General features: G+C 69.8%; 12 protein-coding genes. 8 read left to right on the top strand and 4 right to left on the bottom strand.

All coding sequences use genetic code 11. The features are described from left to right. Nucleotides 1-65 precede the first annotated feature (65 nt). Nucleotides 66-2,504: a glycoside hydrolase family 172 protein gene (locus ATK36_RS10195; protein ID WP_245914587.1), complete on the top strand. Its 2,439-nt coding sequence runs from the start codon at nucleotides 66-68 to the stop codon at nucleotides 2,502-2,504. 168 nt (nucleotides 2,505-2,672) lie between these two features. Continuing rightward, complete coding sequence (locus tag ATK36_RS32145; protein ID WP_098511028.1) at nucleotides 2,673-3,656, top strand: S1 family peptidase; 984 nt, start codon at nucleotides 2,673-2,675, stop codon at nucleotides 3,654-3,656. A 41-nt stretch (nucleotides 3,657-3,697) separates the two neighbouring features. Here ATK36_RS32145 and ATK36_RS10185 read toward each other — a convergent pair whose 3' ends face one another. Both ATK36_RS10185 and ATK36_RS10180 read right to left on the bottom strand, forming a co-directional pair. Further along, nucleotides 3,698-4,495 carry a TrmH family RNA methyltransferase gene (locus ATK36_RS10185; protein WP_098511027.1) on the bottom strand — a complete coding sequence of 266 codons (798 nt, stop codon included), beginning with the start codon at nucleotides 4,493-4,495 and terminating at the stop codon, nucleotides 3,698-3,700. Between the two features lie 10 nt (nucleotides 4,496-4,505). After that, nucleotides 4,506-5,312, bottom strand: a complete 807-nt coding sequence (locus ATK36_RS10180) for a TrmH family RNA methyltransferase (RefSeq protein WP_098511026.1) — start codon at nucleotides 5,310-5,312, stop codon at nucleotides 4,506-4,508. 338 nt (nucleotides 5,313-5,650) lie between these two features. Between ATK36_RS10180 and ATK36_RS10175 the strand changes: the two genes are divergently transcribed. Beyond that, nucleotides 5,651-7,117, top strand: a complete 1,467-nt coding sequence (locus ATK36_RS10175) for an amino acid permease (RefSeq protein ID WP_098511025.1) — start codon at nucleotides 5,651-5,653, stop codon at nucleotides 7,115-7,117. 381 nt (nucleotides 7,118-7,498) lie between these two features. On the opposite strand, the gene ATK36_RS10170 is transcribed toward ATK36_RS10175, so the two are convergent. Further along, entirely contained in the window at nucleotides 7,499-8,410 is a 912-nt protein-coding gene (locus tag ATK36_RS10170) for a LysR family transcriptional regulator (RefSeq protein ID WP_098511024.1), read from the bottom strand. A gap of 108 nt (nucleotides 8,411-8,518) precedes the next feature. Between ATK36_RS10170 and ATK36_RS10165 the strand changes: the two genes are divergently transcribed. From ATK36_RS10165 to ATK36_RS10150, 5 genes are all read left to right on the top strand, one after another. Continuing rightward, on the top strand, nucleotides 8,519-9,682 hold the full coding sequence (locus ATK36_RS10165) for an NAD(P)/FAD-dependent oxidoreductase (protein WP_211291851.1): 1,164 nt from the start codon (nucleotides 8,519-8,521) through the stop codon (nucleotides 9,680-9,682). Nucleotides 9,683-9,700: 18 nt separating this feature from the next. Continuing rightward, complete coding sequence (locus ATK36_RS32860; protein WP_211291850.1) at nucleotides 9,701-9,937, top strand: hypothetical protein; 237 nt, start codon at nucleotides 9,701-9,703, stop codon at nucleotides 9,935-9,937. Between the two features lie 26 nt (nucleotides 9,938-9,963). Further along, the gene (locus ATK36_RS10160) at nucleotides 9,964-10,659 is read left to right on the top strand and encodes a 2-oxoadipate dioxygenase/decarboxylase family protein (RefSeq protein WP_211291849.1); all 696 of its coding nucleotides are present in this window, start codon (nucleotides 9,964-9,966) and stop codon (nucleotides 10,657-10,659) included. Between the two features lie 15 nt (nucleotides 10,660-10,674). After that, nucleotides 10,675-12,204 carry an L-piperidine-6-carboxylate dehydrogenase gene (gene amaB / locus ATK36_RS10155; protein WP_098511022.1) on the top strand — a complete coding sequence of 510 codons (1,530 nt, stop codon included), beginning with the start codon at nucleotides 10,675-10,677 and terminating at the stop codon, nucleotides 12,202-12,204. Nucleotides 12,205-12,369: 165 nt separating this feature from the next. Beyond that, a complete protein-coding gene (locus tag ATK36_RS10150; protein ID WP_098511021.1) occupies nucleotides 12,370-12,564 on the top strand; it encodes a hypothetical protein in 195 nt (64 codons plus the stop codon). A gap of 34 nt (nucleotides 12,565-12,598) precedes the next feature. Here the strand turns inward: ATK36_RS10150 and ATK36_RS10145 are convergent, their stop codons facing one another. After that, on the bottom strand, nucleotides 12,599-13,441 hold the full coding sequence (locus ATK36_RS10145) for a TetR-type transcription factor C-terminal domain-containing protein (RefSeq protein WP_245914585.1): 843 nt from the start codon (nucleotides 13,439-13,441) through the stop codon (nucleotides 12,599-12,601). Nucleotides 13,442-13,471 lie beyond the last annotated feature (30 nt).

Genomic DNA, 13,471 nt, shown 5'->3' with positions numbered 1-13,471 from the left:
ACCGCCGAAGACTTCGTCATGCCCGGAGAACGTTACTTTTCGCAACGATTGCGATACTTATGGTGATGTTCGCCGCCGGTGTGCCCGCCGAGGCCCAGACCGCTGAGCCGCCTCAGGGCGCGTCAGTGGGGCCGGTCGGCTGGGACGTCTATCGCTCGCTCGACGGCTTGGCGGCGCTTCGCCCGGGAGCGCAGACGAAGCAGTTCTCGAGTTTCGATCGCACCGGCGGCAACGATGACGGCTTCCGCGGCACGTACAGCTGCTTGCGCGTCACCGCCGAAGGCTGCGTGATCGCCGAGAAGACCGGTGCCGGCGAGATCGAGAGCATGTGGTTCACCCGGGATCAGGGTGCCATGACCGGCAACGGCCGGCTGAAGGTCGAGCTGGACGGCGAAGCCGTGCTCAACGGGTCTCTCCAGGACATTGTGGACGGACGGCTCGGTGCGCCGTTCGTGTGGCCGCTGGTCGGCAACGGTGCGGACACCGCGGGCGGTTCGGTGATCAAGGTGCCGATGCCGTACCAGCGGTCGATGCGGGTCACCGTGCAGCACAACCCGCTCTTCTACCACCTCACCTACCGCGAGTTCCCGGACGCGGCGGGCGTGCGAACGTTCGATCCGGACGATCGCGCGCTCGACGTCGTGGACCGGTTGCGCGGCTTCGGTATCCGGGACCCGAAACCGGCCGCGCGCCTGGCGAAGACGACGTCGGCCGGCGCGGACGTCCCGGACGGCGCCACCCGGCAGTTCGCCGCGTTGACCGGGCCGGGCGCGATCAGTCAGCTTCGCGTCACCCTGCCGCAGGTCCTTTCCGAGCCGCGGGTCCGCGACGACGGGCGCGCGTTCGGGGCGGGCGGGCACAGCTCGTTCCGGATCGCGATCGACCCGGGCAACACTGGGGTCCGGCTCACCCGGCGGGTCGATCCCGCGATCGGGCACCAGGTCGCGGACGTCACGGTGGACGGTGTGCCCGCCGGGCAGTGGACGACCGGCGCGCCGGTGGCCGGGGGCGGCTGGGTCGACCAGGTGCTCGAACTTCCGCCGAGCCGGTCCGCGGGCCGGGCCGCGCTGCGGATCGCCACCGCCTTCGTCGCGTCCGATGTGGACGTCAACGAGTTCCGCTACGACGTGCATTCCCGGGTGGACGGGCAGTGGCGGCGCACCGACGTGCTCGATCTCGGGCCGGCGCACCCGGGCGAGGAGCAGGCGCACGACTACCAGCTGACCATGCAGACCTGGCAGGGGGACCGGACCTACCGCTACCCGCGGGATCCGGCGCGGCTCGCGGCGTCCCAGGCGGTGCTCAGCGGGGCGCGGCTGCGCATCGCGTTCGACGGAAAGACCACAGTGGACTCCCCGCTCGGCGAGTTCTTCGGTTCGGGGCTCGGCCGGTTCGACAGCCGGACGATGCTCTCCTCGATCGACGCCACCGACGGCGGATCGTTCACCGCCTGGTGGCCGATGCCCTACCGCCGCAGCGCGGTCGTGGAGCTGGTCAACACGAGCGGCGTGCCGATCACCGGGGCCGGAGTGGAAGTCACCGCGGCGCCGGATCCCGGTGCGGCCACCGGACTGCGGCCGGGTGGCGAACTCGGCTACTTCACCGCGACCAGCCACGCGGGATCGACCAAGACCGGGGCCGACTGGCCGATCCTGGACGTGACCGGGCGCGGGGTGTTCTACGGCGAGACCCAGACCATGCGCGGGCTCATCTCGTCCGGCAACCAGCGGAACCACCTCGAAGGCGACGAGCGCGTCTACGTGGACGGGGTGGCCAGCCCGCAGTGGTACGGCACCGGCACCGAGGACTTCTTCGAATCCGGCTGGTACTTCCGCGACGGCACGATCTTCGCGATGCCGCTGGCCGGGGACCCGGCCTACCAGGTGGCCGGGGACGGCTGCCGATACGACTGCACGGGTGCGATCCGCCTGCTGGCCGGAGACGGCGTGCCGTTCTCGTCCGCCCTGACCTTCGGTATCGAACACGGTCCGGTCGACGACTCGCCTGCCGTGTACAGCTCCACCGCGTACTGGTATGGGCAACCCGGCCAGGGGCTGCGTCAGGCCGATTCGTTCGACGTCGGCGACGATGCCGGCCGAGCCGCGCACGGCTATGCCGCCGGAGGCGAGACGCGGGAAACGCTGACTTCGGCCTTTGAAGGTACGAAGATCAACGGCCCGGTCACGAAGGTGAGCACGGCCGCGACCGGCCCGGTGCGGTTCACCATGGCGCTGGATCCCCGCAATTCGGGTGCTCGGCTCGTGCGCGCGGGGGACCAGAATGCGGCCTACCAGCGTGCCGCGGTCTTCGTCGACGACAAGCTGGTCGGCAGCTGGACCCAGCCGTTGCACAACACCACCCATCGATGGCTTGAGGACACCTTCGCGCTGCCGATGCGGATCACGGCCGGACGGTCCTCGATCGACGTCCGGATCGTGCCGGAGGGCGATGGCCCGGCCTGGTCCGCGGCGCAGTACCGGCTGGAGACCTTGACGATCGGCTGACCGTCCGCCAATACCACGGCACAGAGTGGTGATTTGCCGAGCTATACGACGTTCGTCGGTGTCGTCCCGGTTGCTGACCAGGCACCATTGCGTAGTCAGTTTATTACCGACCGAAATATCGAGGAAACGGTTTTCGTTTCCCGGTGTCATCGGACCAGGGAGGACTGCATGCGAACGACTCGTGCCAAGATCGGTGTGCTGGGGGCGGCCTCGGTGGGCTTGCTGGCGCTCAGCCTGGCCACCACGCCGGTGGCGTCGGCGGCCGCCGGGCCGGACAGAGTGATGAGCAGCCTCGGTGCCGCCACCGGTGGCTACTACTTCGACGAAGCGGGCAAACCCGTGGTCAACGTCCTGAATGACGCCGGGCTGGCCACCGCGCAGAGTTCCGGCGTGACCGCGAAGGTGGTGCGGCACAGCCTCGGTGAGCTGACCGGGGTGAAGCAGCACCTTGACTCGCTCGGCAGCGTGCCGAACGCGGGCTGGGGCCTGGATATCGCGCGTAACCAGGTGGTCGTGGACGTCTACGACGCCACCCCGGCGGCCGAGCGCGACCGGCTGGTCCGGACCGCGCGGCAGTACGGCGATCTGGTCCGCGTCGACCGGCATGCCGGTGCGATGTCCCTGTTCATCAAGGGCGGCGACCAGATCAGCAACGGCAAGAGCTACTGCTCCAACGGGTTCAACGTGGAGAAGGACGGCAAGAAGCTGCTGCTGTCCGCCGGCCACTGCGAGGTACTCGGCGGTGGCGGCCCCTGGAACGGCGGCAAGACCGTCGGCTTCAAGTTCCCCGACGAGGACAACCTGCTCGCGGAGAACGCTTCCGGGGTAGGCCCGAGTGAAGTCAGGGACGGTACCAAGATCACCAGCTTCGCCGACGCGGTGGTGGGCGAGAACATGAAGCGCGACGGCCGTACCTCGGGCGTCACCTCGGGCAAGGTCACGAAGGTGGACTACACCTTCGAGGCCGAGGGCTACACCGTCTACCACGAGTTCTGCAGCACGGCGAAGTCCGCGGGCGGCGACTCGGGCGGCCCGGCCTACGACGGCGGCAAGGGCCTCGGCACGCTCTCCGGCGGCGACGGCTCGACCTCCTGCTTCTTCCCGGCGAGCCTCTCGGTCAAGCGGTACGGCGTCTCGCTGCCGCAGTCCTGAGCGACGTCGCCGTGGGCGGGCTTTCCGTCCACGGCGACTGGTCAGGAACCGTTCCGGCGGGCTTCGTAGAGCATGATCGACGCGGCCACGCCGATGTTCAGCGAATCCACGGTGCCGACCATCGGGATCCGCAGCCGCTGGGATGCGCCGGCGAGCAGCTCGTCCGGCAGGCCTTCCCGTTCGCTGCCGAGCAGGATGGCAAGCGGGGGGTCGTACGGCGCGCTCCAGTGGTCGTCCTCCGCGGTGCCGGAGGTGGCCAGGACGGTGACACCGCGCTCCTCGGCCCAGCCGAAGAACTCCTCCGCGCTCGCCTGCACCACGTCCACCGCGAACAGCGAACCCATGCTGGCCTTGACCGCGGCCGGTGCGTATGCGTCCACCGTGTCCCCGATCAGGATCACCCCCGCGCCGCCCACCGCGTCCACCGTGCGGATGATCGTGCCGAGGTTGCCCGGATTGGCGATTCGGTGCAGTGCAACGAAGATCGCCCCCGGTGGAGCCTCCAAAGTGGACAAGTCGCCGGTCCGGCTGCGCACGACGGCGGCCAGCCCGCCGGGTCCGTCGCGGTCGACGAGCCGGGTGAACAGCTCCGAGCTGAGCCGGGCCACCGGAATGCCCGCGCTCTCCTGTTCGCCGACCATCCGCAGCGCCGCGGCACCGGTCAGCAGGCCGGGGGCGACGATGAGCGTCTCGATTTCCCAGCCCGCTTCGACGGCGTACCACACCGGCTGAAGGCCTTCGACGACGAAGGCGCCCGCGCGGCGCCGGTGCTTGCGGTCCGCGAGCTGCCGGATCCGCTTGGCGAGCGGGTTGGCCGCGCTGGTGATCAGATCGGTCATCAGGGGCTTCCTACCAGCCGTTCTTGCGCGCGCGGGCTTCGTAGAGCAGCACCGAGGCGGACACCGACACGTTCAGCGAATCCGCCGAGCCGAGCATCGGGATGCCCACCCGGGCGAAGCCGGCGTCGTACCACGGCCGGGAGATGCCGAACCGCTCGCTGCCCACGACCAGCGCGGTCCGGCCGCGGTAGTCCGGCTTCCGGTAGTTGACGCTGTCGTCGGTGTCGGCGAGGTAGACCCGGAACTCGTTGCGGCGCAGCCAGGCGATCGCGTCGCCCACCTCGTCGAAGTCGAGCGAGGGCACCTTGATGCTCATGCCCTGGCTGCTGCGCAGCACCTTCGGGTGCGTCATGCGGGTCCGGCGGTTGGTTAGCACCAGGCAGTCCGCCGCGCAGGCGTCCATGGTGCGCAACAGGGTGCCGAGGTTGCCCGGGATCTCCAGCGCGTCGGTGACCAGCACCAGCGCGTCCGTGCCGAAGGTGAACTCCGCCGGATCCCAGTCCGGCAGCCGGGCGATGGTGACCAGCCCGTCCGGATTGGGCCGCTCGGCCAGCCGGGCCAGGGTCTTCTCGGAGACGCGGTACGCCCGCTTCGCCCGGTCGGCGAGCTGCTCGGCACGCGTACGTGATTCGTCCGAGTAGGCCGCCTCGGGGCACCACAGGAAGGTCTCCACCGCGACCCCGGATTCGAGGACGATGTTGTTCTCGAACAGCCCCTCGGCGACGAAGGTGCGGCGCGGGATGCCCGTGCGGTTGTGCTGGATGTCCCGGACGAGGTTCGCCGCCGGGTGCTGAAGGCCGATCTGCTGCAGTTCCATGCCACCGCTCGTGTGTCGCCAGGGGAAGGGCGGCCTCACGATACCCGTGCGCGGCTCGGGGCGCGGCTGTGAAGGGGCCCTTCACAGACTCAGAGTCCGTGAAGGGCCCCTTCACAGCCTTGCCCGGCCGCGGGAGACCGAGCGGTGCCGGGGGCGTTGAGGTTTTGTAGAGAATTCGCGAGCGTGAATTCGCAGATCAAATGAACCCTAAATTCTTCCCGGTAGTATTGCGGCCGGCAGGTGAACTGCACATCATGAGTCCCCACGGCGTAGTGGAGCGCGCGGACTTCCTCGCCGGGAATCGGAATTCTTCCTGCTTGAGAATGAGGAACACCTGCATGTCCCAGCTCTCGGATCCGGTCGGTCTCGCCGGGGATCCCCCCTCGGCCCCCCGCGGGCTCGCCCCGGAGGACAGCGGCTACCACAAGGGCCTCAAGGGCCGCCAAGTGCAGATGATCGCCATCGGCGGGGCCATCGGCACGGGGCTGTTCCTGGGCGCCGGGTCGCGGCTGCACGACGCGGGGCCCGCGCTCGCGGTGGTCTACGCGGTGGCCGGGGTGATCGCGTTCTTCGTCGTCCGGGCGATGGGTGAGCTGGTGATGCACCGGCCCTCGTCGGGGTCTTTCGTGTCCTATTCGCGGGAATTCCTCGGTGAGAAGGCCGCCTTCTTCGCGGGCTGGATGTACTTCCTCAACTGGGCCACGGCCGGGGTCGCCGACGTGACCGCGGTGGCCAAGTACACCCAGTTCTTCTGGCCCGATCTGCAGCAGTGGATCCCGGCGCTGATCGCGTTGTTCGTCATCCTCGCGGTCAACCTGGTGTCGGTGAAGCTGTTCGGCGAGCTGGAGTTCTGGTTCGCCGCGATCAAGGTGCTGGCGCTGGTCGTGTTCATGGTGGTCGCGATCGTGGTGCTGGTGCTGCGCAACCCGATCGACGGCGTGGTGCCCGGCCCGAGCCTGGTCACCGACAACGGCGGCATCTTCCCGATGGGCGTGCTGCCCGCGCTGCTCATCCTGCAGGGCGTCGTGTTCGCCTACTCCGGTGTCGAGATGGTCGGCGTCACGGCGGGCGAGACCGCCAACCCGCGCAAGATCATCCCGAAGGCCGTCAACTCGGTCGCGTGGCGGATCGGCATCTTCTACGTCGGCTCGGTGATCCTGCTGGTCATGGTGCTGCCGTGGACCGCGTACAAGAGCGGGGAAAGCCCGTTCGTCACCTTCTTCACGAAGCTCGGCGTGCCCGCCGCGGGCGGGATCATGGACGTCATCGTGCTGACCGCGGCACTGTCCAGTGTGAACTCCGGGCTCTACTCGACCGGCCGGATCCTGCGTTCGCTCTCGGTGGCCGGCTCGGCGCCGAAGTTCACCGCGCTGATGAGCAAGAGCGGCGTCCCCTACGGTGGCGTGCTGCTGACCTCGGCGGTCTACGCGCTCGGCGTGGTGCTCAACCTCCTGGTCCCCGGCGAGGCCTTCGAGGTGGCGCTGGAGTTCTCCGCGCTGGGCATCATCGGGATGTGGTCGATGATCGTCATCTGCCACCTGGCGATGACCAGGAAGGCCGGCCGTGGCGAGATGGAACGCCCGGCCTACCGGCTGCCCGGCGCGCCCTACACCAACTACGTCACCCTCGGCTTCCTTCTGCTGGTGCTGACCATGAGCTGGTTCGGCGGGACGTCGGGCCGGATCCTGATCTACAGCCTGCCGGTCCTGGCGCTGGTGCTCGTCGGGGGCTGGTTCGCCGTCCGCGGCCGGGTGCGCCGCGTGGCGGAAGCCTCCGCTGCCGAACCCTCCGGAGACGGAGCCTGAGTCACCGGCTCCCGGCGCGCTATTCCCCTCCCGCGCCGGGGGCCGGGTCCAACCCCCGGGGACAGACGCCGCCACTGCCATCCAGGCAGTGGCGGCGTCGTGCGTTACTGTGCCGATCATTACCCATCCGACCACAGTTACGGCCTAATGGCTTCGTAGCAACGGTTACGTGCCGGGGTGTGGCAGGGTTCCGGCAAAGTTGGCCGGGGACCCGGCAGCGGGCGATGCGTAGGTGTGTGCGACCACCTCGTGGCGTGCGCCGGACCGGTTTCGGGTCTGTGAAGGGTCCCTTCACGGACTCAGAGTCCGTGAAGGGACCCTTCACAGACCTCCACACCAACTTTGCCGGGGCCCTGCCGGGGGGTCGGTCTTTTGGTCGGATCAGTGTCGGGACGCCGCGTCGTCGGCAAGCTCCCGGAGTACCTCGACCAGCGCGGCCACGCTCGGCCGTGTCCGAGCCGCCGCGCGCACGATGACGACGATGTGCCGTTCGAACGGCTCGGTCAGCGAGAGCACCCGGAACCGGGAAGGGCGCAGCTGCCGCATGAAGTCGGTGACCGGGGCGACGCCCACGCCCGCCTCCACGAGCGCGAGGGACGCGGCGGTGTCGGTGACCTGGTGGTGCACGCGGGGTTCGACGCCCGCGCGACGGCAGACGGTCAGCACCGCCTGCGCGTAGTGGGTCGTCAGGTCGGGCAGGATCCAGCTGAGTTCTCCGGTGTGGGCCAGGCTGATCTTCCGGACGCCGGGCAGCGTGCCGTCGGGTACCGCGAGAGAGAATCGTTCCCGGAAGAGCCGTTCCAGCCGCAGTGTCGGCTCACGCGGGATCGGCACGTCCGGATAGTCCAGGCCGAGCGCCAGATCGACGGAGCCGGCGGCGACCGCGTCGTGGACGTCGTCGACCACCAGCTCGTGGCTCCGCACGACCAGGGCCGGGTGTGTTTCGCGGACCCGGGACAGGGCGGTCGGCAGGATTTCGGCCGCCGCGGTGGCGAACAGGCCGACGTTCAGGGTGCCGGAGACGGTGTCGGCGGTGCGTTCGAGAGCGGCCACCGCGTCGGCCTCGATCCCCAGCATGCGCTCGGCATGCGCGGCCAGCGCCGTGCCGGCGTCGGTGAGTTCGACCCGGCGCCCGACGCGCCTCAGCAGCTCGTGGCCCGCGGACCGTTCCAGCGCGTTCAGCTGCTGGGAGACGCCGCCGGGGGTGTAGCCGAGTGCTTCGGCCACCGCGGTGATCGTGCCCCGGCGGGTGAGCTCGACCAGGGACCGCAGCTGCGCGCTCGTCCACTCCATCTACTGATGCTAAACGGTTGAAGCGAGTAAATGTGAGTAGACGTGAATTGTTTCGCCGCTCACGATGAGGCAGGACTCCGCCCGCCGATATCCGGGAAGGACCCGCCGATGCCTCGAAACCCGTTGCCCGAGCGTGCTTCCGTCGTCGTCATCGGGGGCGGGGTGATCGGCACCAGTATCGCGTTCCACCTCGCCGAGGCCGGCGTTCCCGAGGTGGTCCTGCTCGAACGCGGCGCGCTCGGGGGCGGGTCGACCTGCCGGGCCGCGGGCGGGGTGCGCACGCAGTTCTCCGACGAGCTCAACATCGCGCTGGGCGCGCGCAGTCTCGAAGCGTTCACCCGGTTCGGGGAACGCCCCGGGCAGGAGATCGACCTGCACCAGGTCGGCTACCTGTTCCTGTTGTCCGACCCGGAGCAGGTCACGGCGTTCGAGCGGGATGTCGCCCTGCAGAACGAACTCGGCATCGGCAGCCGGATGATCAGCGCGGACGAGGCACGGCGCCGGTCTCCGCTGATCGACACCGAAGGCGTGCTCGCCGCGGCGTTCTCGCCCGACGACGGCCATTGCACCCCGGAATCCGTGGTGCTCGGCTACGCGGCCGGTGCTCGGCGGCACGGCGCGGTGCTGCGTACCGAAACCGAGGTGCTCGGCCTGACGTGCCGGGGAGACCGGGTACGCGCGGTGGTGACCGAGCACGGCACGATCTCCGCGGACACGGTCGTCTGCGCGGCCGGCGCGTGGTCGGCGGCGGTCGGCGAGATGGCCGGCGTCGAGCTGCCGGTCCAGCCGGTGCGCAGGCAGGTGATGTTCACCGAGGCGATGCCGGACCTGCCTCCGGCGGTGCCTTTCACCATCGACTTCGCGACGTCGTTCTACTTCCACGCGGAGGGCCGCGGCCTGCTGCTCGGGATGTCCGATCCGGAGCAGGAGCCCGGTTTTCATCTCGCTTACTCCGACGAATGGCTGCCCCGCCTCGGCGCCGCGATCGGCCGTCGGGCGCCGAGTCTGCTCGAAGCCGGGCTGACGCCGGGCTGGGCCGGGCTGTACGAGGTCACCCCGGACCACAACGCCTTGCTCGGCCGGGCGGTCGAGACGTCGAACTTCTTGTACGCCACGGGTTTCTCCGGGCACGGGTTCCTGCAGGCGCCGGCCGTCGGGGAGATCGTGCGGGATCTCTGCCTGGAGCGCGAGCCGTTCCTCGACGTGCGCCCGCTCAGCGTGCGGCGGTTCGAGCCGGGCGCGTTGATCCGCCCCGAAACCCACATCGTGTGACGAGCCGAAAGGAATGCGGTGAAGACGTTCAGTCAGTGGCAGCTGCGTGCGGAGTTCGCGCGTCGGCTGTCGGACATGTACGGGCGTGAGGTACCCGCGTACACCACCGTGATCAGCAGAGAGAGCCGTGGCTGCCGCGTCCTCATCGACGGTGCCTGCCATCTCGATCGATTGCGCCCGGCAGCGGGCGAGGCAGAGGTGTTCGAGATGCGCGACCACCTCGTGGTGTGCGCCGGACCTGTCTCGGGTCTGTGAAGGGGCCCTTCACAGACTCTGAGTCCGTGAAGGGCCCCTTCACGGACCTCCGCGGTCTGCGCAGGGCCCCTGACGCCGACTTTGCCGACACCCCGCCCCGTTGGGACGGCCCGGATGTGCTCCTGCGCCAGACGTCGTTCCGGGCGCTGGACGAGCCACGATGGCTCCGGCTGCCGGACGGCTCCGTGACGACCGGGGTGCTGCGGGTGCGTTTCGGCGAGGTCGAGGCATGCGGGATCGCGTTGACGCGCAAGGGCCGTGCCCGGTACGACGAGCTGATGGCGGAGATCGACCGCAACACTGCCGAACTCGGCGGGGAAGAAGCCGCGCGCGCCGCTTGGCAGTACGGGTTCCCCGGTTCGGAGCGTGGCCTTGCCGAAGCGGGCCTCGCCTACTTCACCTACCGCTTACGGGCGGACCGGCCCCGCCGCGAACGCCCGCCGTCCAGCCTCGCGGGCTTGCTCGCCGAGGGCTGGATCGAGGCCGAACCGGTTGTCTACGAAGACTTTCTGCCCCAGTCGGCCGCCGGGATCTTCCAATCCAATCTCAACGGCGAAGGCCGGCGCGACAACTCGCGTGAAGGCGTCCGCTACGACCAGGACTGGCTGTCCGGCGCGATCGAACGCGAGATCCACGATCCGTTCGCGCTCTATGAACGCCAGCAGCGTGCTTCGATCACCGCACTCCACTTGCCCGGCCCGCTGCACTTATTGACCGACTGAGGAAAGGAAATCCGCATGACCGGCACGACTCTGCCCGGCACCGACGCCCTCCGTGAGCGAGCACTGGCCGCCCTGGGCGCAGCCGGTGTCACGCCGCCGTACGGCGAAGGCCTGACCGCGCGCACCCCGATCACCGGGGAGGCGTTGTTCGATCTGCACGCCACCACCGCGTCGGAAGCCGACGAAGCCATCGTCGCCGCGGCCGGCGCATTCCGCACTTGGTGCACCACTCCGGCACCCGCGCGCGGCGGCCTGGTCCGCCGCCTGGGCGAGCTGCTGCGCGTGCACCAGAGCGAACTCGCCGATCTGGTCACCATCGAGGCGGGCAAGATCCGCTCGGAGGCGCTCGGCGAGATTCAGGAAATGATCGACATCTGCGATTTCGCGGTCGGCCTGTCCCGCCAGCTCTACGGCCGCACCATCGCGTCCGAGCGTCCCGGCCACCGGCTTGCCGAGAGCTGGCATCCGCTCGGCGTGGCCGGCGTGATCTCGGCGTTCAACTTCCCGGCCGCCGTCTGGTCCTGGAACACCGCCCTCGCCCTCGTCTGCGGGGACACCGTGGTGTGGAAGCCGTCCGCGGCGACTCCGCTGATTTCGTTGGCGTGCAGTGGTTTGCTGGACCGGGCGGCGCAGGACGTGGGTGTGCCGCGCGAGGTGCACCGGCTGCTGCTCGCCGGCCGGGAAGTGGGGGAGCAGCTGGTCGACGACTCGCGCGTGGCGCTGATCAGCGCCACCGGTTCGACCCGGATGGGCCGCGAGGTCGGCCCCCGGGTGGCCGCGCGATTCGGCCGCAGCCTGCTGGAACTCGGCGGCAACAACGCTTCGATCGTCACGCCGTCGGCTGATCTCGAATTGGCTTTGCCCGGCATCGTGTTCGCCGCCGCAGGCACCGCCGGGCAGCGCTGCACGACGCTGCGTCGGCTGATCGTGCACCGCGACATCGCCGACGAAGTCGTCGAGCGGCTCGTTGCGGCCTATCGCAAACTGCCGATCGGGGACCCGTTCGCCGAGGGCACCCTGGTCGGCCCGCTCATCACGGCCGAAGCCGCGGAGCGGATGCGGGACGCGCTGAACCGGGCTGAAGCCGAGGGCGGCAAGGTCCTGGCCGGCGGCGGGCGCAGGCTGGCGGAGGACGCGCCGGCGGCGGCCTATGCGGAGCCCGCGATCGTCCGGATGCCGGAGCAGACGGCAGTCGTGCGTGCGGAGACGTTTGCCCCGATCCTCTACGTCCTGACCTACCGCGACTTCGACGAGGCCATCGCGCTGAACAACGCGGTGCCCCAAGGGTTGTCCTCGTCGGTGTTCACTCGCGACCAGCAGGAGGCCGAACGGTTCCTCGCGGCCGACGGCTCGGACTGCGGGATCTCCAACGTCAACATCGGCACCTCGGGCGCGGAGATCGGCGGCGCCTTCGGCGGGGAGAAGGAGACCGGTGGCGGCCGGGAATCCGGCTCGGACGCTTGGCGGTCCTACATGCGGCGCGCGACCAGCACCGTCAACTATTCGAGCCAGTTGACGCTGGCGCAGAACGTCAGTTTCCTCTGACGCGAACCGGAAGCGCCGCCGCGGACGGTGGCGGCGCTTCCGGGCCGGAAACCTCGATCCGGCTTTTGCCGCGAGTACGAGCCTTCTCGGTGACCGATCGTTCGTTACCGCAAGGGTTCTGCTTGTGTCACCCGAGAGCCGCGGGGTGTTGATCCAGACCGGGCAGTGGTCACGCCATCACACCGCCCGGCCGGAATTTCCTGTTCCCGCCTGGAGCTACGACCTGCCGAGGAGCAGCTCGACGACCCGCGGCCGCCCGCGGAGATCCAGGCCACCCTGGCCGAACGCGAAGCGGCGGCCGAGGCCGCGCAGACCGAAGGCCCGGAGGTGAAGAACCCGACCCCGACCGTCGACCACTGACCGGTCTTTCCGGCCTGGTGGTGAACAGAACCGATCAACCAGTCGGTTCGCCCTGGACATGCCGCACCAGGTCCAGGGCGAACCCGACGTAGTGGCGGGCGACCGTGGCCGGTCCCGACGGCCCGCCGGGTGACCACCACTGCGGGAGCGCGGTGCACATGGTGACCACGGCTCGCGCCGCCTCTTTCGGCAGCTCGGTGGCCATCACGCCGCGACGGCAGCCCTCCCGCACCTCGTCGTCGACCATGTGCTGCAGCTCCTGGCGAGCGGCCGCTACCCGGGTCCGGGCGGGCTCGGCGAGGCTGCGCAGCTCGCTCGCACCGATGAACCCGAGTTCCCGCCGGTGCGTGTGGTAGAGCGCCAGGCACTCCACCAGATTCGCGAACCGCGCGACCGATCCGTCCGCCTCGGCCCGCGCCGCGCGGGCCCGGGTCAGCAGCTCGTCCATGGTCCGGTCGAGCAGCGCGACCAGCAGATCCTGCTTGGCCGGCCAGTGGTGGTAGACCCCCGGTACGGAAAGCCCGGCACGCTGGGCGATGTCCCGGACGGTCGCGCCGTGGTACCCCAGCTCGACGAACGCCGCGAGCGCGCCGGCCAGCGGCGGTTCGAGCCGGAGCGGACCGAACTCGCGCCAGCTCCCGGCGACCGGCGGCGTGCCCCGCAGCGCAGCCGCGTCGACACCCAGGATGACCGCCGCTCGGGCGAACCGGGCGTCGTCGATCTTCGTGTGGCCGTTCTCGACCGCGCTCCACGTGGCGGCGCTGACCTCGAGTTCCTGCGCCAGCTGACGCAGCGTGCGCCCGGCCGCGCGCCGGGCCGCGCGCAACCGGGCACCCGCGTCCCGGCGGGCGTCGCGTTCCTCCGCTGCTATCGCCACTGCTTCCGATCCCTCGCTTGACAGCTCCGA

This window comes from Amycolatopsis sulphurea (genome assembly GCF_002564045.1).
In the GTDB taxonomy this organism is placed as follows: domain Bacteria; phylum Actinomycetota; class Actinomycetes; order Mycobacteriales; family Pseudonocardiaceae; genus Amycolatopsis; species Amycolatopsis sulphurea.
This window is presented reverse-complemented; position numbering and strand designations above follow the sequence as displayed.

What these genes read in the sequence shown, in the direction of transcription:
- ATK36_RS10195 (WP_245914587.1), top strand. Translation starts at nt 66, where the DNA reads ATGTTCGCCGCCGGTGTGCCCGCCGAGGCCCAGACCGCTGAGCCGCCT.
- ATK36_RS32145 (WP_098511028.1), top strand. Translation starts at nt 2,673, where the DNA reads ATGCGAACGACTCGTGCCAAGATCGGTGTGCTGGGGGCGGCCTCGGTG.
- ATK36_RS10185 (WP_098511027.1), bottom strand. Translation starts at nt 4,495, where the DNA reads ATGACCGATCTGATCACCAGCGCGGCCAACCCGCTCGCCAAGCGGATC.
- ATK36_RS10180 (WP_098511026.1), bottom strand. Translation starts at nt 5,312, where the DNA reads ATGGAACTGCAGCAGATCGGCCTTCAGCACCCGGCGGCGAACCTCGTC.
- ATK36_RS10175 (WP_098511025.1), top strand. Translation starts at nt 5,651, where the DNA reads ATGTCCCAGCTCTCGGATCCGGTCGGTCTCGCCGGGGATCCCCCCTCG.
- ATK36_RS10170 (WP_098511024.1), bottom strand. Translation starts at nt 8,410, where the DNA reads ATGGAGTGGACGAGCGCGCAGCTGCGGTCCCTGGTCGAGCTCACCCGC.
- ATK36_RS10165 (WP_211291851.1), top strand. Translation starts at nt 8,519, where the DNA reads ATGCCTCGAAACCCGTTGCCCGAGCGTGCTTCCGTCGTCGTCATCGGG.
- amaB (WP_098511022.1), top strand. Translation starts at nt 10,675, where the DNA reads ATGACCGGCACGACTCTGCCCGGCACCGACGCCCTCCGTGAGCGAGCA.